The following is an 18,369-nucleotide window of genomic DNA, read 5'->3' as shown; positions in this document are numbered from 1 at the left end:
TATCGGCCGCATCGCGAGGGGGCGCGATGCACACGCTACGCAGTATGAAGTATGGACACCACGACGCCAGTGTGTATTTGGGAGGATGCGGGTGTTGGCGATTGATGGACCTTGTCTGAATTCGGGGACCCCGACCTCACGCCTGCTCTTGTGGGCCGATAGACAAATCCGGCTTCCGCCTCACCCTGAGTTGGTCCCCCTCCCCACCTTCGGGGTAGCTTCCAGCGCATCACGTCAGAATCGTGCTCGCGGCAGCCGTCGACACGTCCCCGGCGGCGTGATGCTGTGCGTCGACGAGCTTCCACCCATGAGCACCATGGAAGATAGGCGTTAACCAAGCTCGTTCGGTCACCGAAGCCCGCACCCCACCATCAGTCACCAACGTGAACGTTTACGTGGACGTGGACGTGGACGTGGTCGTGGTCGTGGTCGTCAACGGTCGGCCGTGAACGACCACGACCACGACCACGTAAACGTTTACGTCTACGTTTACGTTTACGTTTACGTTTACGTTTACGTTCGGATGTAGGAGAACGCTGCGCGAGGCGTGGTTAACGTCAGGTCTTCCCCCTCAAGGGTAGCGGAACGCCTTGCCCGCCTTGAACAGGTTCACGCTCCACGCGCCGATGCCCGTGAAGCCGTAGCTCGTGGCCGTGTTCCACTCGGTATAGGCCCACGGATCGAAGGCGCTGAAATTCGCCCAGCCCAGCGGATCGATCGAGTTGTGACCGCCCGTGTTGGTGCCGGTATCGTCGTTGTTCGCCTGGAAGTTCATGTGATAACCGAGCTCGGGCGCGGCGGCCGTGTGCGCGTTCGTGTTGCTCAGGCGAAACACGCCGGTGTGCAGGTGGCCGAACCCGCCCGTGCAGCCGCCCGCCCCGACATAGCCGAGGATCTGGCCCGATTTCACGGTCTGCCCGTCGACGACGAGCCGCTTGCGCACGTGCGCGTAATACACGACGAAGGATTCGCGGTACGTCGCGCTCGAGCCGACGCTGTATTTCACATAGAGCTCGCCCTGGTTCGGCGTGCCTCCGCAGCCAAACTGGCTGACGTCGCGGACGCGCGAGCCGTTCGTGATCACGACGCCGTTCGCGGGCGCGTACAGCGGGCGGCCCTCGTCGAGCGGGTTATCGTACGCGGGCTCGCGCGGTCCGCCCATCTTGGCGCCGAAGCGGTCGACGAACCCCGTGCCGGTGTCACCGTTGCCGAACTGCGCGAGCGGCACCGCCGTGCGGTTGTGCACGAACGGATTCGCCAGGCGTGGCAGCGGCAGCTCGTGGATGAACATCCTGTCGAACAACGGCAGCGCACCGGCCGACACCTGGAAGATGCACGCGTTCGTCGTCTTGCCGACCGCGTTGTACACAGCCTGGAGCGGCGCCACGCCCGCGGATCCCGACGGACCGACCCAGCCGTCGTTGCACGCCGCGAACACGTGGTTTGCCGCGTTCGTCGAGTACAGGCCCGCGCGCACGATCTTGCCGTTCGGCTTCTGGTTCAGGAGGGTCGTGCACGGCGTCGAGCCGGTCCAGTTGAAGCCCCACGAGCCATCCGGCCAGTGCACGTTGCAGTAACGGCCGGTGTTCGGCGGGTCCGCCGGTGTCAGCGAATCGAGCGACGGCAGGCTGTCCGCGTTCGTGATGGACGTGTTGGGATTGCGCGCGCACACGCCCGGCGTGATCGACGTGGCGACGCCGCCCGAGCAGTGGACGAGCGACGCGTTCTGGTTCGACTGATCGAGGAAGGTGCTCGGCTGGAAGCGATCCGCGCAGTAGTCGCCGGCGGAGCGCGTCGAGCAGAAGGTGTTCGCCACGGTCTGGACGCACGCCGGATCCTCGCCGTCCGTGAGCCCGTTCCGATCGTTGTCCACGCCGTCGGAGCAGCTCGTCTCGTCGATGCGAATGCGGTTGATCTGCTTCACGCCGTTCCTGTCCTGGATGCCGAACAGGATGTTCGGCGCCGCGGCCGTCAGCGTCAGGTAGCGCTCCGACCCGGTGTTCATCCCGGTCCACAGGTTCTGGCCGTCCAGCAGCGTCGGGTTGGTGCTGATCGTACCGTTCGTCTCGAGCGCGAACGCGCGTCGCGACCACGCGAGCGTGTTCCCGATCGCCCAATCATCGGTGCCCGAGCGCGTCAGGCCGGTGCCTGTCACCTGCGTCGCGCCGATGTTCGCGATCGGCGACCCCCAATCGAGGGCCGCGTTGATCGACTTCGCCGACGCCACATAAACATCCTTGCCCGACGCCACGACCTTCACGCCGTAGATCGAGCCGTCGCCGCCCTGGATGCGATCGACCTTCACGCTCGTCGGCGCTTGCGACCACGCGCCGATCACGCCGTTCGCCTGCAGCGGCGCGACCCACAGGTTCTTGCTCGCATCGAGCGTCGCGAGCTGCGCGTGGTCGCACGCGATCTCCTTGCTTTTGCCCGCCGTCGTCTGCTTCTTCCAGCTCTGACCGCTGTCGTTGCTGAACCACAGCGCGTAGGTAGGGCCGGCGTTCTGCTCCACGGCGTACAGCGCCTTCGGGTCGCACGCGGTCAACCCGACGATCTTCGTCATGTCGATGCCGGTGATGTTCGTGATGTTCTCGAACGAGACCAGCGTGCCGTTCTGAAAGATGTTGCCGAGCAACACGACCGAGCGCTGCCTCGCCTCCGACGTGGTCTCCTCGCCCGTGTCGTCGCTCTCGGCCACGCAGCCGCTCGCCACGATCGTACCCAGGACGAGAGTCATCAGCAGGCCATCACGGCCTTGTCTTCGCGTCGTCATCGATGTTCTCCTTGACCATTGCGCTCCGGCGAGTTCGCGGCCTGCGCGTCGCCAGTGCGCTGGGGTGACGGGCGCCACAGCAATGCGTGTGCCGGAGCAATGGATCGCGAGAGCCGCGCTCCTTCAACGCTCGTCGCAGAAACGCTCGTTTCTCGAGGAGAGTTCGCTGTTTGCTCAGGGGGCCTGGCGCGGCCCGCACGCACATCTATTCTACTGGGGATAAATTGGTGTCGTCCAACGCGAATCAGGGCATGGTCAACCTGCGGCCGGCACAGAGAGGTCACCAACCTCGCCGGCGATCGAGCCCGCCGTTCGCTCCGATCTGCCAGGCTGGCGTCACCGATTCGTACCGCGCAATCCCATGGAGGCGGCAACCTCCGGCAGCTGGAGGCTGCAACCTCCGGCAGGTGGAGGCTGCAGCCACCACCACGCATTGCAGTGGTGCCGGATTCGCGTGCGCTGACGCGCTCCGTGGAACCGCTCCGCCGGGATCCGCGTACCAAGCCCAGACGAGGAGGTCCACGAGGCGCCGACCTCCCCTCCGCGTCCGTCCGCAGGCCTCCGGCCTTTTGCTCGGAGGACGCGCGGCCGGTCACCCGCTCGCGTCGCTGCGCACGTGCCGGTCAGAGCGCTCCGCTGCGATGCGGTCTGCGCCCCCTTTGCCTCGAGGAGATGGATGGAATGAAGCCCACGGTCCGTTTGGCGCTCGCGCTGGGGTTGGCCCTGTCGTCTCTGACGACAGCATGTATCCAGCAACAGACTCCGCTGGAGGAACACGACGAGGACGTCGGCGAGGTGCGCGCGGCGCTCGGGCCCACCCTGCTGGAGTGCGACGAGAACTACCAGGACTACGAGGCGAGCTGTCACGACCTGCCGGACCGGAGCGATTTCCGGATCTGTGTCTGGTTTGCCAAGGAAGCGTACAAGAACTGTTGTCGCGAGGCGGGCGGGGACTGCGATGACGGCCTGCCCGTGGGGCCGATCGACAGCCGCGTGAAAAACGACGGGGGCGGTTTCCACGCTGGCTTCGGCGGCGACGAGGAGACCCTCTTCGACCCGCTCGTCCCGGATCCCTGATCGCGCCGGCAGGGGTCTCCACGCCTGCGCGCCCGGCAAGCAGGGCTCTTTCACGTGCGCTGACGGCTCGCCGGGCGTGCAGGTGCGCAACGAGAGCGGCACCGCGTGGGGCCGCTGCATGTGCACGGGATCCTACTTCTTCATGGCTGGCTGGACCCAGAGCGTTTCCGGACCATTCACCCTCACCTTCACGCTGCCATGACGCGCATGACGAGATGCCTCACGGCCGGAAGCTGTAGGTGCCGTCGTCGCCCGTGAAGGATCCGGCGATGTCGAGGTCCGCGACCTCGGCGCAGCCTGTCGTCACATCTGCGTTGTAGATGGTAAAAGCGCTCGATTCTACGCAAAATTTCGCGACGCTGCCCCAGCGCCTGCTGCTCGACGTACTACGTGCATGAACCCACAGGGGTTGAAGCCAAACGCTCCCGACAACGGCGACGGCGCACTCGCCGGGCGCGAGGTTCCACCAACCCCTCGAGACGGGTCCTTGTCCGGGCTGGTCGCCGGCATGCACTACTGCGGTGGAGATTTGTTCGTGGGAGCCGTGCGCGCAGCCTGCGTGATCGAGCAAGCCGTTGCGCGCAGCCGTCTGCCGGGTTCGTCAGGCGCCGATGCCAGGAGCTCGCCACCTCCGGCGGCGAGGTGGCGCGACTGGCGTTCCAGCGCGCTCACCCGACCGAGGGCCGCCGTGCTGGAAGAACACCATCCTTCGTCGTAAGACGCTCGGGGAGGCCACGCAGCCTGCCGCAAGAGCACGGCGGGCCAGAGGGGTGCATGTCAAGGGTGAAGTGTGCCTGCGGCGCGCCGATGCGCCGCGTTTTGCGCGCTGCGTCGCGCCCGAATGCGCTCCACAGTCCCCACGACCTCGCCCTCTGACGCCCGCGATGCCGCCCGAGTCGCTTGTCGCGCACACCTCATCGCGCAGCGAGCCGGCTTCTTCTACTTACGCGTTACGCGCTGCGCCGCGCCGCGCTTCGGCAGCGGCTCTGCCACGACGCGCCGCTCGTGCATCCGGCGGGCCAGGTCGGCGGCCACTCGGCCCGGAGCCAGGGGCTTGCGCAAATTTCGGTGCCAGGCATTGTGCCGGTGCGACGGGCCCTTGGCACCGGGCGAAACCTTTCCAACAATCCCGACCCCGTTCAACCCTCGAGAAAACAGTGGAAACGCAAAATTCTACCATTATTTACACGAAGACGGACGAGGCGCCGGCCTTGGCCACCTATTCGCTCCTCCCGATCGTCGAGGCGTTCACGAAGGCCGCCGGGGTCCGGGTCGAGACGCGCGACATCTCCCTGGCGGGCCGCATCCTCGCCAACTTCCCCGAGCGCCTGACGGACAGCCAGAAGCTAGGCGACCACCTGGCGGAGCTCGGCGAGCTGGCCAAGACGCCCAACGCCAACATCATCAAGCTACCCAACATCAGCGCCTCCATCCCGCAGCTCGTGGCCGCCATCAAGGAGCTGCAGCAGCAGGGCTACGCCGTGCCGGACTATCCCTCCGAGGCGAAGACGGAGGAGGAGAAGGCGATCAAGGCGCGTTACGCCAAGGTGCTTGGCAGCGCCGTGAACCCCGTCCTGCGCGAGGGCAACAGCGATCGCCGCGCCTCGCCCGCCGTCAAGGATTACGCCAAGAAGCACCCGCACTCGATGGGCGCGTGGGGCCGTGACTCGAAGAGCCACGTCGCGCACATGTCGGGCGGCGACTTCTACGGCAGCGAGAAGTCGGTCGTTGTGGACAAGGCGCAAGAGCTGAAGATCGAGCTCGTCGCTGGCGGCAAGACGACCGTGCTCAAGCCGAGCGTCAAGGTGCAGGCGGGCGAGGTCGTCGACGCCAGCGTGATGAGCGCCAAGGCCCTGCGCGCGTTCTACGCCGAGCAGGTGGAGGACGCGAAGAAGCAGGGTGTGCTGTTCTCCCTGCATCTCAAGGCCACGATGATGAAGGTCAGCGACCCGATCCTCTTCGGGCACGCCGTCAGCGTGTTTTATGCCGAGGCGCTCGAGAAGAACGCGGCCGCGCTGGCCAAGGTCGGCTTCGACCCGAACAACGGCATCGGCGACCTGTACACCAAGATCCAGAGCTTGCCGGCAGACGAGAAGGCGAAGATCGAGGCGGACATCAAGGCCGTTTACGAGCAACGCCCGACGCTGGCCATGGTCGACTCCGACCGCGGCGTCACCAACCTGCACGTGCCCTCGGACGTGATCATCGACGCCTCGATGCCGGCGGCTATCCGCTCCAGCGGCAAGATGTACGGCACGGATGGCAAGCTCTATGACACCAAGTTCACGATCCCCGATCGCTCTTACGCTGGCATCTACCAGGCCACGGTCGAGTTCCACAAGCAGCACGGGGCGTTCGATCCGCGCACGATGGGCACCTCGCCGAACGTGGGGCTGATGGCGCAGGCCGCGGAGGAGTACGGCTCACACGACAAGACCTTCAAGATCGCCGAGAGCGGCACGGTGCGTATCGTCGACGCCTCCGGCAACGCCCTGCTGGAGCAGAAGGTCGAAGCCGGCGACATCTTCCGCGCTTGCCAGACGAAGGACATCGCGGTCAAGGATTGGGTCAAGCTGGCCGTCTCCCGCGCGCGCGCCACGGGCGCCCCGGCGGTGTTCTGGCTCGACGAGAACCGCGCCCACGACAAGAACCTGATCGCCAAGGTCAAGACCTACCTGTCCGAGCACGACACCAAGGGCCTGGAGCTCCCGATCAAGAGCCCGGTGGAGGCGATCAAGTTCACGCTCGGCCGCATGAAGGAGGGCAACGACACCATCAGCGTCACCGGCAACGTGCTGCGCGACTACCTGACGGACCTGTTCCCGATCCTGGAGCTGGGCACCAGCGCCAAGATGCTCTCCATCGTGCCGCTGCTGGCCGGTGGCGGCCTCTACGAGACCGGCGCTGGCGGCTCGGCGCCGAAGCACGTCCAGCAGCTGCAGAAAGAGAACTACCTGCGCTGGGACTCGCTCGGTGAGTTCCTGGCGCTGCAGGTCTCGATCGAGGACCTCGCCAACAAGACCAACAACGCCAAGGCCAAGGTGCTCGCCAAGGCGCTGGACACGGCGATCGGCCTGTTCCTCGAGAACAACAAGAGCCCGGCGCGCAAGGTCGGCGAGATCGACAACCGCGGCAGCCACTTCTACCTCGCGCTCTACTGGGCGCAGTCCCTCGCCAAGCAGACCGAGGACAAGGAGCTGGCGGCCAAGTTCGGCAAGCTCGCTCAGACCCTGACAGACAACGAGTCCAAGATCGACGGCGAGCTGATCGGGGCGCAGGGGAAGCCCGTCGACCTCGGCGGCTACTACCACTTCGACGACAAGAAGACGTTCGCCGCGCTGCGGCCCAGCGCCACGCTGAACGCGGCCATCGACGGCTTCTCCTGAGCCACGCGGCATCCCCGCCGAGCGCGCGCGTGCTCACAGGCGACGCGCTCGGCGGCCACGGCCATTCAACCACCGCGTGACCGAGTCACGCGCCGGGTGAGCGCCTTGACGCCCACCACCAGGCGATGACACCATGTCTAAAATCGTTGGGTGGACTGGAGCAGGGAATGGCCGGACGAGGACGATCGATCAGCGGAGATAAGCCCAAGCCCGGCGCCGGCGGCGGTGGAGAAATCTCCCCAGGGAAGCTGGATCCGTTCGAAGGGAAGGACTCCTTCGACGGTGAGACGTTCGATGGGCTCACGCTGGAACGAGCGGACCTGAGCGGCCGAGATTTCTGCGGCTGTGTGTTCCGGCGTTCGAAGCTCGGCGAGAGCCGCTGGACGCGCGTTCGGCTCGAGAACTGCGTCTTCGAGAGCTGTGATTTGACCAAGGCCGACCTCACCATGCTCTCGCTGCGCGGCGTGGCGTTCAACTCCTGCAAGCTGATGGGCGTCGACTGGACGAACATCGCGAAATTCCCCGACGTGTCGTTCGAGGAGTGCGACTTGCGGTATGTCATCATGGATTCTCTCGCGCTGCGCAAGACGCGCTTCGAGCGGTGCGCGATCACCGAGTCGGTCTTCGCCGCGACAGACCTCGCCGGGGCGGTGTTCGAGGAGTGCCGCTTCGCGGGGACGCGCTTCGAGGACTGCGACCTTCGAAACGCGCAGTTCCCTCGAGCCCAGGATCTGTTCATCGATCCGGCGAAGAACAACGTGAAGGGCGCCCGCATCCCGCTCGAGGCGGCGATCCTCCTCGCGGCCTCGTTCGGCATGCACGTGCTCGGCTTCACGGAGAAGGAAGGCAGATAACGGCCCGGGTGGCCGTGCGCCGCGGCCTCGAAATACCTGCAGCCTTCACGGCTTCGCGGCGGTCCCCAGCTCTGCCGGGAGCGCCGCGTCGAGCCAGGCCTCGAATGTGCTCGACAGCGCGCAGGTCGCCGCGCCGCCGCAGAGGTCTGCGCGCTTTGCCGTGAGCTCGCCCTCGATCGCCTCCCGCGTGGCTCCCAGCACGCGCGCGCAGACGAGGTTCTTCGCCGTCTGAGCGACGTTCACGCCGCTGCCGGCCGTCACGACGATCGCCGCCGGCTTCTTGCCGCACGCGCGGCCGAGCGCCCCGGTCGCGCTGGCGTCGGTCGCTGAAAACGAGCCGTCCTGCACCGAGTGGAAATAGAACTTCGGTCCGGTCACACGCGACGGGCAGCTCTTCACGCCGCAGTCCGCCCCGAGCCACGCGACGAAGGGACCATAGGTCCCGATGTCCGGCCGCATGTCATGGTCGAGGTGCTCGATGCCGAGGCCGCCGGAGACGCTCGGTGCCTTCGAATAGGCGGACACCGCTCCGTTCGAGAACGTCCAGACCGGGCTTGGCGCCGCCGGCTTCGCGCCCGCGGCAAGCGCGTTGAGCTCGTAGGGGACGATGAGCTCGTCGTTGCCGTCGTCGTCGAAGTCATAGACGTTCAACGCGGAGATCGCGAGTCCACCGGGCGCGACCTCGATCGTGCCCAGCGGCGCCGCGAAGCGCTTGCCATCGAGGTCGATCCGTACAACCTCGATGTCGAAGGCGAGCGCCCGCGCCGCGCCCTCGCCGGTGCCCGCGAATCGCGTCAGCGACAGCGCCCAGGAGCCGAGCCCCGCCGGCTGGCAGACTCCAAACTTCGGCAGGCGCGTCGCCTCGGCCGCCGAGACCTTCTCGGGTCCTTCGAGCTTCTGCGCGTCGGAGATGCGCGCTCGGTTCTGATCGAGGAGCTCCTGGCAAGCGCGCCGGTGCGACACCACGGAGCCGGCCCAGTCGAGCTTCGCGCTCGTCCCGTCGATCTGGAGCTCGTAGCGCGTGTCGGTCCACTCCAGCGTGACGCTCTGCTTCGCTTCGGCCCGGAACGGTGCGACGAGCCGGAGCTCGCCGCGCTCGTCGGCGACGACCTCGTTCGAGGGGCCCGCGTCGGGCCCCTCGCCGGCGCCGTCGGCCGCCACAGGCTCGCTCGGCTTTTCGGCTGCGGCCTCCGCGCTCGGATCGTGGATCACCGCGCGAACGGGGTGCCCTCCGGTCCCGTTCTTCTTCCGGCAAAGCAGCTCGAGCCAGCCGTCGAGGCTCTTCGCTTCGCAACCGAGGCCGACGGCCGCTGCGATCGACTCGCTCCGGCCTTCCTTGAAGGACGCCGGCGCACCAGAAGACGCCGGCGCGGTCGACGACGGAGCCGGCTCGGTGGGCGCCGCAGCCGCGGGCGCGGGGGCCGACGAGGCCGCCTCCGCAGCGGCCGGCGACGCTGTCTCCGCGGCGGTTGCCGCCGGTGCGCTCGAGCCGGCGCTCGGTCCCGAGCTCGCCGCCGGCAGGCCGGCCTCCTCGGATTTCTGACAGCCAACGAGAATCCCCAGCAGAAAGCAAGCGCTCAATATCTTCATGGTCGTGTCCCCTGGATCTAGCAGCCTGCGTACCAGCTCGGAGGCGCGGGCGAAATGCCGCTGCCGGCCGCTGCCGGCCCAAGGAGCGGCCGCGGCGCGTGTCGGGGCGGCCACGGTGTCGTGTTCCGGGCGCGCCGGGCGGACCGAGCTCGATCCTCGCCGGCCAGATCGGATAGGGTGAGCGTCCCATTCCATCGCGGCGTCAGGCGCCTGGAGAGAGCACATGAGCAAGTCCAGCATTCACGGGGGTTGCCTTTGCGGAGCGGTGACATTCGAGGTCGACCCGCCGTTCCAGTTGATGATCCATTGCCACTGCTCGCGGTGTCGCAAAGGCACGGGCACGGGCCACGCCACGAATCTGGCCGTGGATCCCAGCCAGCTCCGATGGCTGTCAGGGGAAGAGGCCATCACGCGCTATGAGCTGCCCACGGCGCAGCGCTTCGGAAAGTGGTTTTGCAGTCATTGCGGGTGTCCCGTCCCGCGTGTGAGGCGCGACGGCAAGATCATTGTCGTTCCGGCCGGTTCGCTGGATACAGCGCCGCCCATCTCTCCGACGGATCACATCTTCTGGGGTTCCAGAGCGCCGTGGGGGTGCGCCAGCGGAGGGCTTCCAACCCACGACGAGCTTCCAGCGTCGTGGTAGGACGACCTGTCGTGTCGTCCCCTTGATCGTCGTGCAGGGTCAGCGGGTCACGCTGGTGTCCGGCCCGGCGCCCTTGGGGGGCTCGTAAGGCTCGGGGCTCTTGCCGACGGTCCTGAGGTTCACGAGCTTGTTGAGCAGGTCGAACCAGAACGGCGCGCCGAGGGAGGCGGCGGCCGCGGTGATGAGGATGCCGGGGGTCAGGAGCCTGTCGAGCACCCCGCGGATCCAGCCGACGATGCTCTGGCCGAGGATCGCCGCGATCGCGTTCCAGAGCTTCGGAACGCTCGTGTGCTCGGGGGCCTTCACGCCCCAGGTGATCTCGATGTCGAGCCCGGTGAGCCGGGAGCGAGCGCCGCTTCCCTCGGCGATCGCGGCCATGATGTCCTCGTTCTGGTCGATGCTGCCGGCCTGGGGCGCAGCGCGGGGCGGCGACTTCGCGATCTCCTGCGCCGCCGCGATCAGCCGCGCGCGCACCACCGCGTCACGCGAGAGGGCGCCCGCGAGGCGGATGCTGTCGGCGTTGAACCCGACGCAGAGGACGAGCGCCGTCGCGCTGATGATCAGCTGCGCGCGGCGCTTGTACCGGCCGGCGGCCCGGTCCATGGCGTCATTGAACCAGCGCTCCAGCCGGATGTTGGCCTCGCGCATGTCCTTGACCGTGGAGTCGACGATCGTGGTGAGGGCGCGCCGGAGATCGCTCTTCGGCGGCATGCTCCGGATGATCTGCTTGAGCTCATCGAGCGGGTCCTCGTCGCGGCTCGGCGCCGCCGCGATCTCGCCCGGCGCAGGCGCGGCGCCGCTCGCCTGCGGCGGAGGGACGCCGTCGCTGGCCTGCAGCAGAGGCGCGGAAGCGGCGTCGCCCGTCGGCACAGGCGCGGCGCCGGCGCCGGCGCCGGTCTGCGGAGGTGTGGCGCCGCCCTGCGGGGCCAGCGCCGCGGCGCTGTCGGGCCAGGGGACGTGCCGCAAGGTGTCGATGAGCGCGGCCACGAACGCGTGTGACGGGATGTAGGACGGCCCTACCCAGCCGTACTTGAGATCCTTGATCAGCGGGTGCTCGCGGAGCTTCGCCGCGAGCGGGCTCGGGAGCGGTCCTGGCATCACCCGGGTGCGCACGAGCTCGACAGCGCGCCGCGCCACGCGCTTCATGACCTGCTCCAGCGGAGGGCTCTTGGGGGCGGCGGTATCGGCGGCGCCGGGCGATTGCTTCACGTGCGCGTCGAGCTCGCTGTCGGCCAGCATGATCTCGATGCTCTGCGCGAGGTTGAGCGCGCGCAGCCGGAGCACGCCGGCGAGCGCCTCGTGGATGGCCGAGCAGAGGACGCTGAGCAGGAAGAAGACGCTGACGAGGCCGATCGCGATGTCGAGGGTCGTTCCCATGGGCATCCGGAAGGGCAGGGCGCGCGGGGCGGCGCGAGGCGCAGGCCGGCGCGCGTCGCGCGCTCCCCCGGCCAGCAGGGACAGGGAGGAAGAGGCGGCCCTGCGAGCGCCCGCTCCCCGCCGCGGCCCGACCAGCAACTCCCTGCCGCGGCCTGATCAGCATACGCCACCCGGCGCCGCGGAGCGAGCGGGAGAGCGCGCTCGCTCCCGCGCGTCATCCCGCGCATCATCCCGCGCTCGATGCCACGGGATCTTGGTCTACCATCACGCCCCCGTGACGAGCACCACGCTACCCCCCGAGTCGCGGCGCAGCAGCGCGCCGCAGCAGCGCGCCTCCTGGGTCCAGGAGAGGGGCGACCTCGACCGGACGACGCTGCGGCCCAGGCGCGACCGGCTCGTGCACGAGCCGCCGCCCGCGTCGCCGCCCGGGACGCTCGTCATCGAGGACACGCGGCGGCCGAAGATCTTCGTCATCGACTACGACGCCGAGGTCGTGTCCGAGAAGGAGATCCAGACCGTCGACGAGTGCATCCCCTACCTCACGGACGAGCGGCCCTCCATCACGTGGGTCGATGTCCGGGGGCTCGGGCACAAGGCGACCTTCGAGCGGCTGGGCGAGATCTTCCATGTCCACCCGCTCGCGCTGGAGGACATGGTCAACGTGCCCCAGCGGCCGAAGGCGGACGTCTACGGCGGCGAGCACGTCCTCATCATCGCGCGGATGGCGCAGGTCAACGCGCCCTGCGTGCTGCGCACCGAGCAGCTGGCCATCCTGGTCGGCAAGGGCTTCGTCCTGACGGTGCAGGAAGAGGCCGACTGGGATGTCATGGAGGCCGTGCGGGAGCGCATTCGCGTCGGGCGGGGCACGATCCGGGAGCGCGGCGCCGACTACCTGGCGTACGCGCTGCTCGACGCGGTGGTCGACGGCTTCTTCCCGGTGCTCGAGCGGATGGGTGAGCACATCGAGGACCTGGAGATCGAGGTCCTCGACGCGAAGCGCCCGATGTCGAAGCCGATCCACGATCTGAAGCGGGATCTGCTCACGCTCCGCCGCGCCATCTGGCCGCAGCGCGATCTCGTCAACGCGCTGCTCCGCGAGGACAACCTGCTCATCTCCAAGGACACGCGGCTCTACCTGCGCGACACGTACGATCACGCGGTGCAGCTGATGGACATGGTCGAGACCTACCGCGAGCTGAGCTCGGGCCTCATGGATCTCCACCTCTCCGGGATATCGAACAAGATGAACGAGATCATGAAGGTGCTCACGATCATCTCGACGATCTTCCTCCCGGTCACCGCCATTGCAGGCATCTACGGGATGAACTTCCACCACGAGACCTCGCCGTACAACATGCCGGAGCTCGACTGGTATTACGGCTATCCGTTCGTATGGCTCCTGATGCTGGCGAGCGTCGTCGGGCTGCTCACGTACTATCGCCGCAAGGGCTGGCTCAGGAAGGACGACGACGGCAGCTGAGCGGCTGCGAGCGCGTGCGTCAGCGCTTCTTCGCGGGCGCGTAGAACGCGAGGTTCCCGAGCAGGCGCGGATCGCCGGGGCGGCGCGCGAGGGCCTCGCGCAGCGCCGCCTCGCCGGCGGCGAGCTCGCCGACGTGGAACGCGCTGGTGGCGACGAGGTCGAGCAGCTTGTGCTCGTAGACGTCGGCGTCCACGAAGAGGGTGGCCTGGGCGGGGAAGGGGAGGGCGGCGCCGCGGGAGGCGAAGAGGTAGGTGAGCGGCCAGCACCGCTGTCCGTACCAGTGCCAGGCGACGGCGAAGAGCGGCTCGGCGCGGTGCGGGCTGTGGGCGTGGGCGTCGAGGTAGCGCTGCTGCACCTCGGGCCAGGGGCGCCCGAGCGCGGCGGCGGTGCGCGCCATGCGGAACAGCGATTCGTAGACCTCCTCCTTCCAGCCGCCGAGCGCGGCGCGCCGCTCGTAGGCCTCGAACGCCTCCGCGTGCTGGCCGAGGCACTCCAGCGTCTGCGCGAGGTAAAAGGCGGTGCGGCCGTCGCGGGGGGATCGGGCGAGCGCGGTGGAGAGCAGCTCCAGGTCGCGCTGCCACCTCCGGGTCTGGGCGGCGGCGTCGCGGCGAGAGAGGTCGTGGACGATGTGGGCGTCGGGGACGCGGATCGAGGGGGGCAGCTCACCCTCCTTGGAGAGCACCTCGTGGGTGGCGCCGGCGTAGCGCCACCCGGCCGAGGCGCGGGCGAGCCGGGCGGAGTCGTAGACGGAATCGCCGTAGCGCACGCGGAGGTGGTAGGCGCCGTGCCCCGGGCCCGACGCGTCGCGGCGCTCCTCGCAGAAGCGACGGAGCGCATCGCCCGCGACGAGGCGCTCGTCGCCGCTCAGCATGAGGGTGAACACGGCCGCGTCGCCGGCCAGATCGAGGGCGCGGCTGCGCGTCGCGCCGAAGTCGACGAAGGGCTCCTCGACGAGATCGCCGGGGACGCCCGCCATGGCGGAGCGCGCGAGGGCCTGTGTGCCGTCGGTGGAACCGGTGTCGAGGAGGGTGAATCGGTCGACGTGGGGCCTGGCCGAGGCGAGGGTCTCGCGGATGGAGGGGGCCTCGTCCTTGACGATCATGACGAGCGCGAGCAGGGGGGGCGTCACGGGAGCAGTATGCCGCCGGACGCCGGTGGACCGGGGTAATTAAAAATTGAAGAGGAGACGGGCGCGCGCACGCGCGCACCACCTCGCGCGCGCCGGAGAGCGGGAGAGGTAACGCGCGGCGGCGGGGGTGTGGGCGCGCTCTCTGTGAATTGGTCGCGGCCCTGGCGTTCTGTATACTCTCCTCCTCATCGCAATGAACATGCGCGGACGCTGGAGTGCTCTCCTGTTCATCGGCGCAGCGGCGCTCCTCGCGCTCGCCGGCAGGGCGGAGCGCGCCTCGCCCGATTCGGGCTCTGCCCCCGGAGGGCATGGACCGCCGGGCCGCCCGCGCTTCGAGAAGGCGCTCGACGTGGAGGTGTTCCAGCGCGGGAACATCCACACGCACACGTCCCTGAGCGATGGGGACAGCGAGCCGCGCGACGTCGTCCGCTGGTACCGTGAGAACGGGTATTCCTTCGTGGCGCTGACAGACCACAACCAGCGCGTCGATCCTGCGATGTTCCAGGATCCCTCGTCGACGTCGAATTTCGCCGTGATCCCCGGCGAAGAGGTCACGATGTGGGCAGAGGGGAAGCCCGTGCACGTGAACGCGCTCTGCACGCGGGCGACGATCGGCGGGGGCGCCTTCCTGACCAAGGGGGAGGCGCTGAAGTGGGCGATCGGGCGTGTGTGGGCGGAGGGGGGCGTGGCGCTCATCAACCATCCGAATTTCGACGGGTCGCTATCCGCCGGCGACCTCCTGGCGGCGCCTGCGGCGGAGCTCCTGGAGATCCACAGCGGGCACCCGTACGTGTACACGGACGGCGACGCGACGCGCCCGTCGCACGAGGCGCTATGGGATGCGGTGCTGACGGTGCGCGGCGCCGCGGGAGGGGGGATCGTCGGCGTCGCGGTGGACGATCTGCACCAGCTCATGGCCGGGTCGGGCGCGCCGCCCGCGGGGCCCGGCCGCGGGTTCATCGAGGTGTTCTCGCGGGAGGCGTCGCGCGCCGCGATCTGCAGCGCGCTCGCCGGGGGACGGCTCTACGCGTCGTCCGGGGCGAGGCTGCGGAGGATCGCGATCGCCGGGGACGCGTTCTCGGTCTGGCCGGTGGCGGCGGGCGCGGTCGTCGAGTTCGTCGGGCGGGGCGGGCTCGTGCTGGAGCGGCAGCAGCCCACGGAGGGGCGGGCGACGTACCGGCTCCGCGGCGGGGAGCGGTACGTGCGGGCGCGGATCACGCGGCCCGACGGCAAGCGGGCGTGGACGCCGGCGTACGCGACCGTGGAGCCGTGAGCGCCGCGGGCGTCGTCGACGCCAGATTGCCCTCCGCAGCGGCTCACGCCCCCCCGCGCTTCCCGTCCAGCCGCGCCAGCACCGCCCGCGGCGACATCGTCGCCCGGTAGACATAGATCTCCCCGGCTTCGTCGTCGCCCAGCACCTCCTCGCTCACGCGGAGCTGCTTGCCGACCGCGAGCAGGATCCTCGCCGGAAACCCCTTCCGGATCAGCTCGACGCGCCGCCACACCGCGTCCCGGCTCCAGAACCCGAACGCCTCAAGGTACACCTCTTCCCCGGTCTCCGCGTTCAGGAACACCAGGTCAGGGACGCACACCACCTCTCCGGGCAGCGCGAACAGCCGCTCGTTCGGCGACACGGTCCAGGGCGACCCGAGCTTCCTGAACCCCTCGCAGAACGCCTCCAGCTCGGGCGTCGTCTCCGCGAGCTCGCGCCCGTGGTACAGGAGGCCGTCCGCCGGGCCGATCTCGACAGCGAGCGGCTCCTTGTCGCGCCCCCAGCGCAGGTCGGCGCGCAGCCGGAACGAGGCGCACGAGAGCACCGACGGCAGGAACATCGCGAGCCGCAAGCCATACCGCTGCACCGCATCGAACAGGCTGAACGGGCCGTCGAGCGCGATCGTGTAGCCGGAGACCGGATCGCCTTGGACCACGTGGATGAGCCCGTGAAAGCGCGCCGCCCGGAAGATCCGCCGGTAGCGCTGGGCGCTCTCCCCCTCGACGCGGATCGTCACCTGGGTCGCCCGGAGGAGGATCGACTGCGCCAGCGCCAGGTTGTACCGATCCAGCAGGATCTCGGGCGCGTCCGAGGCCGCGCGCCGGAGGATCTCGGCGCCCCGCAGGTCGGCGTAGAGGCCCGCCTCGATCGCGGCGGGCGTCGTGCCGAGCCGGGCGGCCACCTCGTCGAGCACGGCGGCTCGGTCGAAGCGGGCGCGGACGTCGAGGGCGCGGTGCGCCGCCGCCGCCGCGTGGAACAGCTCGCGCCGGAGCGCCTCGGGATCGACGCCCTCCTGCACCTCGTACTCGCAGGCGTCCTCGAGCACCTTCCTCAGGCCGAGCGAGGCCACGCGATCCCGCGCGGGCACCTCGATGGCGTCGAGCGCGGCCTCGACCTCGTCGCGGCGCTCGCCGACGCGCTGCGAGAGGATGTCGAGGTACGCCCGCGCGACCGGCAGCAGGCGCTCGGCGGCCGCCCCGCGGAGGTACTGCGGCACGACAAGCCCGCCCCGGCGGCGGACGCGGACGAGGTCACTGGTAAGCAATGTGCTCCCGGCGCTTGTCGCTCACCCGCTGCTCGCTCGTGCCGAGGGCCACGAGCTCGTAGAGGATCGCCGTCTTGTTCTCGCTCCGGCGCAGGATGCGGCCGAGCCGCTGGACGTGCTCCCGCACCGAGCCGCTGCCTGACAGGACGATCGCCACGTTGGCCTCGGGCACGTTGACCCCCTCGTTCAGCACCTTCGAGGTGACCACCGCCGACAGCGCGCCGCGGTTGAAGGCGTCGAGGATGGCGCTGCGCTCCTTCACCTTGGTCTGGTGGGTGATGGCCGGCAGCAGGAACTGCCGCGAGATCTGGTAGACCGTGGCGTTGTCCTCGGTGAAGACGAGGGTGCGATCGGCGCGGTGGGCGTGGAGCAGCCGGGCGAGGACGTCGATCTTGCCGGGCGCGCACAGGGCGAGGCTGCGCTGGCGGCGGTACGCCTCGAAGGCGCGGCGGCCGGCGTCGGACTGCGAGCTCAGCAGGATGAACTGGCCCCACCCCTCGGGCATTCGGATGCCGTTCGCGCGCAGAAAGCCGATGTACACGGCGCGCGCCGCCTCGTACGCGGCGCGCTCGTCGTCCGAGAGCGGCACCTCGAGCCGGACGACGTCGTAGGCCGCGAGGTACTGCCCGGAGAGCTCGGTGATCTCCCGGCGGAAGACGATCGGGCCGATGAGGTCGTCGTAGCCCCGGCCGTCGGCGCGCTCGGGCGTGGCGGTGAGGCCGAGGCGGAAGGGCGCGAGGCACATCTTTGCGGCGAGCGCGTACGACGGGCTCGGCAGGTGGTGGCACTCGTCGAAGATCACGAGGCCGAAGCGGGCGCCGAGCCGGTCCATGTGGGCGTGCGCGGAGTCGTAGGTGGTCACCGTCAGGTCGAGGACGTCGTGGTAACCGCCGCCGAGCAGGCCGATCGGGACGCCGAACGCGGCGGAGAGCCCGTCGTACCACTGGTTCAGGAGGTCCAGCGTGGGGACGACCACGAGCGCGCTGCGCTGCCGCGCGGCGATCGCGAGCGTCGCGACGAACGTCTTGCCCGCGCCCGTCGGGAGCACGACAACGCCCCGGCTGCGCCGCCCGGCCCAGGCGTCGAGCGCCTCGCGCTGGTAGGGGAACGGGTCGTGCTTGGCGAGCGGCGCGAGCGGGAGCGCCTCGTACTTGCGGGCGGCGTCGGTGAACGGGACGCCGCGGGCGCGGAGCCTCAGGACGAGCTCGGCGTAGTCGATCGCCGGCACGCGGTAGACGCGCTCGCGCGCGTCCCAGCGGCAGGACGCGGGCAGGCACGCGGGGTCGAGCGGCGCGCCCTCGGCGGGATCGCCGGCGTCGCCGCCGTCGGGCTCGCCCGCGCTCGATGGCAGCGCGCTGCTGTCGAGCGCAGGCGCCGCCTCGAGCGCCGGGCGCGGGGCGAGGCCTTCAATGCGGAGGGTGCCGCCCTGGAAGCTCAGGACGATCGGCGCTGTGCGGACCGGCTCGGTCATCGGCGCGCTCTTTTGCCGCGGGCAGGGCCGCGTGCCAAGCGGAGACGGCCGG

General features: G+C 69.2%; 13 protein-coding genes. 6 read left to right on the top strand and 7 right to left on the bottom strand.

Annotated elements, in window-relative coordinates:
- Positions 1-571: 571 nt before the first annotated feature.
- On the bottom strand, positions 572-2,773 hold the full coding sequence (locus tag WME79_RS37265; RefSeq protein WP_437524971.1) for a peptidoglycan DD-metalloendopeptidase family protein: 2,202 nt from the start codon (positions 2,771-2,773) through the stop codon (positions 572-574).
- A 681-nt stretch (positions 2,774-3,454) separates the two neighbouring features.
- On the opposite strand from WME79_RS37265, the gene WME79_RS37260 reads away from it, so the two are divergent.
- Positions 3,455-3,850: a hypothetical protein gene (locus tag WME79_RS37260; protein WP_437524969.1), complete on the top strand. Its 396-nt coding sequence runs from the start codon at positions 3,455-3,457 to the stop codon at positions 3,848-3,850.
- 220 nt (positions 3,851-4,070) lie between these two features.
- On the opposite strand, the gene WME79_RS37255 is transcribed toward WME79_RS37260, so the two are convergent.
- Positions 4,071-4,421, bottom strand: a complete 351-nt coding sequence (locus WME79_RS37255; RefSeq protein WP_437524966.1) for a DUF1036 domain-containing protein — start codon at positions 4,419-4,421, stop codon at positions 4,071-4,073.
- A gap of 640 nt (positions 4,422-5,061) precedes the next feature.
- Here WME79_RS37255 and WME79_RS37250 point away from each other — a divergent pair.
- The gene (locus WME79_RS37250) at positions 5,062-7,236 is read left to right on the top strand and encodes an NADP-dependent isocitrate dehydrogenase (protein WP_437524963.1); all 2,175 of its coding nucleotides are present in this window, start codon (positions 5,062-5,064) and stop codon (positions 7,234-7,236) included.
- Between the two features lie 167 nt (positions 7,237-7,403).
- Entirely contained in the window at positions 7,404-8,090 is a 687-nt protein-coding gene (locus tag WME79_RS37245) for a pentapeptide repeat-containing protein (protein ID WP_437524960.1), read from the top strand.
- Between the two features lie 45 nt (positions 8,091-8,135).
- On the opposite strand, the gene WME79_RS37240 is transcribed toward WME79_RS37245, so the two are convergent.
- The gene (locus tag WME79_RS37240; RefSeq protein WP_437524957.1) at positions 8,136-9,680 is read right to left on the bottom strand and encodes a hypothetical protein; all 1,545 of its coding nucleotides are present in this window, start codon (positions 9,678-9,680) and stop codon (positions 8,136-8,138) included.
- Positions 9,681-9,903: 223 nt separating this feature from the next.
- Between WME79_RS37240 and WME79_RS37235 the strand changes: the two genes are divergently transcribed.
- On the top strand, positions 9,904-10,323 hold the full coding sequence (locus tag WME79_RS37235; protein WP_437524954.1) for a GFA family protein: 420 nt from the start codon (positions 9,904-9,906) through the stop codon (positions 10,321-10,323).
- Positions 10,324-10,362: 39 nt separating this feature from the next.
- Here the strand turns inward: WME79_RS37235 and WME79_RS37230 are convergent, their stop codons facing one another.
- On the bottom strand, positions 10,363-11,700 hold the full coding sequence (locus tag WME79_RS37230) for a hypothetical protein (protein ID WP_437524952.1): 1,338 nt from the start codon (positions 11,698-11,700) through the stop codon (positions 10,363-10,365).
- A 274-nt stretch (positions 11,701-11,974) separates the two neighbouring features.
- On the opposite strand from WME79_RS37230, the gene corA reads away from it, so the two are divergent.
- Positions 11,975-13,180 (top strand): magnesium/cobalt transporter CorA, encoded by a 1,206-nt coding sequence (gene corA, locus WME79_RS37225; RefSeq protein WP_437524949.1) that lies wholly within the window; start codon positions 11,975-11,977, stop codon positions 13,178-13,180.
- A gap of 19 nt (positions 13,181-13,199) precedes the next feature.
- Here the strand turns inward: corA and WME79_RS37220 are convergent, their stop codons facing one another.
- Entirely contained in the window at positions 13,200-14,309 is a 1,110-nt protein-coding gene (locus WME79_RS37220) for a hypothetical protein (RefSeq protein ID WP_437524947.1), read from the bottom strand.
- A gap of 199 nt (positions 14,310-14,508) precedes the next feature.
- On the opposite strand from WME79_RS37220, the gene WME79_RS37215 reads away from it, so the two are divergent.
- Positions 14,509-15,582, top strand: coding sequence for a PHP domain-containing protein (locus tag WME79_RS37215; protein ID WP_437524945.1), 1,074 nt, complete (start codon positions 14,509-14,511; stop codon positions 15,580-15,582).
- A 43-nt stretch (positions 15,583-15,625) separates the two neighbouring features.
- On the opposite strand, the gene WME79_RS37210 is transcribed toward WME79_RS37215, so the two are convergent.
- Together WME79_RS37210 and WME79_RS37205 are read right to left on the bottom strand one after the other, a co-directional pair.
- Positions 15,626-16,846, bottom strand: coding sequence for a DUF790 family protein (locus tag WME79_RS37210; protein ID WP_437524942.1), 1,221 nt, complete (start codon positions 16,844-16,846; stop codon positions 15,626-15,628).
- A complete protein-coding gene (locus WME79_RS37205) occupies positions 16,833-18,317 on the bottom strand; it encodes a DEAD/DEAH box helicase (protein ID WP_437524939.1) in 1,485 nt (494 codons plus the stop codon). Before WME79_RS37205 ends, WME79_RS37210 begins: the two co-directional genes overlap by 14 nt.
- Positions 18,318-18,369 lie beyond the last annotated feature (52 nt).

It is taken from the genome of Sorangium sp. So ce726, assembly GCF_051521405.1.
Taxonomy (GTDB): domain Bacteria; phylum Myxococcota_A; class Polyangia; order Polyangiales; family Polyangiaceae; genus Sorangium.
This window is presented reverse-complemented; position numbering and strand designations above follow the sequence as displayed.

What these genes read in the sequence shown, in the direction of transcription:
- WME79_RS37240 (WP_437524957.1), bottom strand. Translation starts at nt 9,680, where the DNA reads ATGAAGATATTGAGCGCTTGCTTTCTGCTGGGGATTCTCGTTGGCTGT.
- WME79_RS37205 (WP_437524939.1), bottom strand. Translation starts at nt 18,317, where the DNA reads ATGACCGAGCCGGTCCGCACAGCGCCGATCGTCCTGAGCTTCCAGGGC.
- WME79_RS37230 (WP_437524952.1), bottom strand. Translation starts at nt 11,700, where the DNA reads ATGGGAACGACCCTCGACATCGCGATCGGCCTCGTCAGCGTCTTCTTC.
- WME79_RS37215 (WP_437524945.1), top strand. Translation starts at nt 14,509, where the DNA reads ATGCGCGGACGCTGGAGTGCTCTCCTGTTCATCGGCGCAGCGGCGCTC.
- WME79_RS37265 (WP_437524971.1), bottom strand. Translation starts at nt 2,773, where the DNA reads ATGACGACGCGAAGACAAGGCCGTGATGGCCTGCTGATGACTCTCGTC.
- WME79_RS37235 (WP_437524954.1), top strand. Translation starts at nt 9,904, where the DNA reads ATGAGCAAGTCCAGCATTCACGGGGGTTGCCTTTGCGGAGCGGTGACA.
- WME79_RS37245 (WP_437524960.1), top strand. Translation starts at nt 7,404, where the DNA reads ATGGCCGGACGAGGACGATCGATCAGCGGAGATAAGCCCAAGCCCGGC.
- WME79_RS37260 (WP_437524969.1), top strand. Translation starts at nt 3,455, where the DNA reads ATGAAGCCCACGGTCCGTTTGGCGCTCGCGCTGGGGTTGGCCCTGTCG.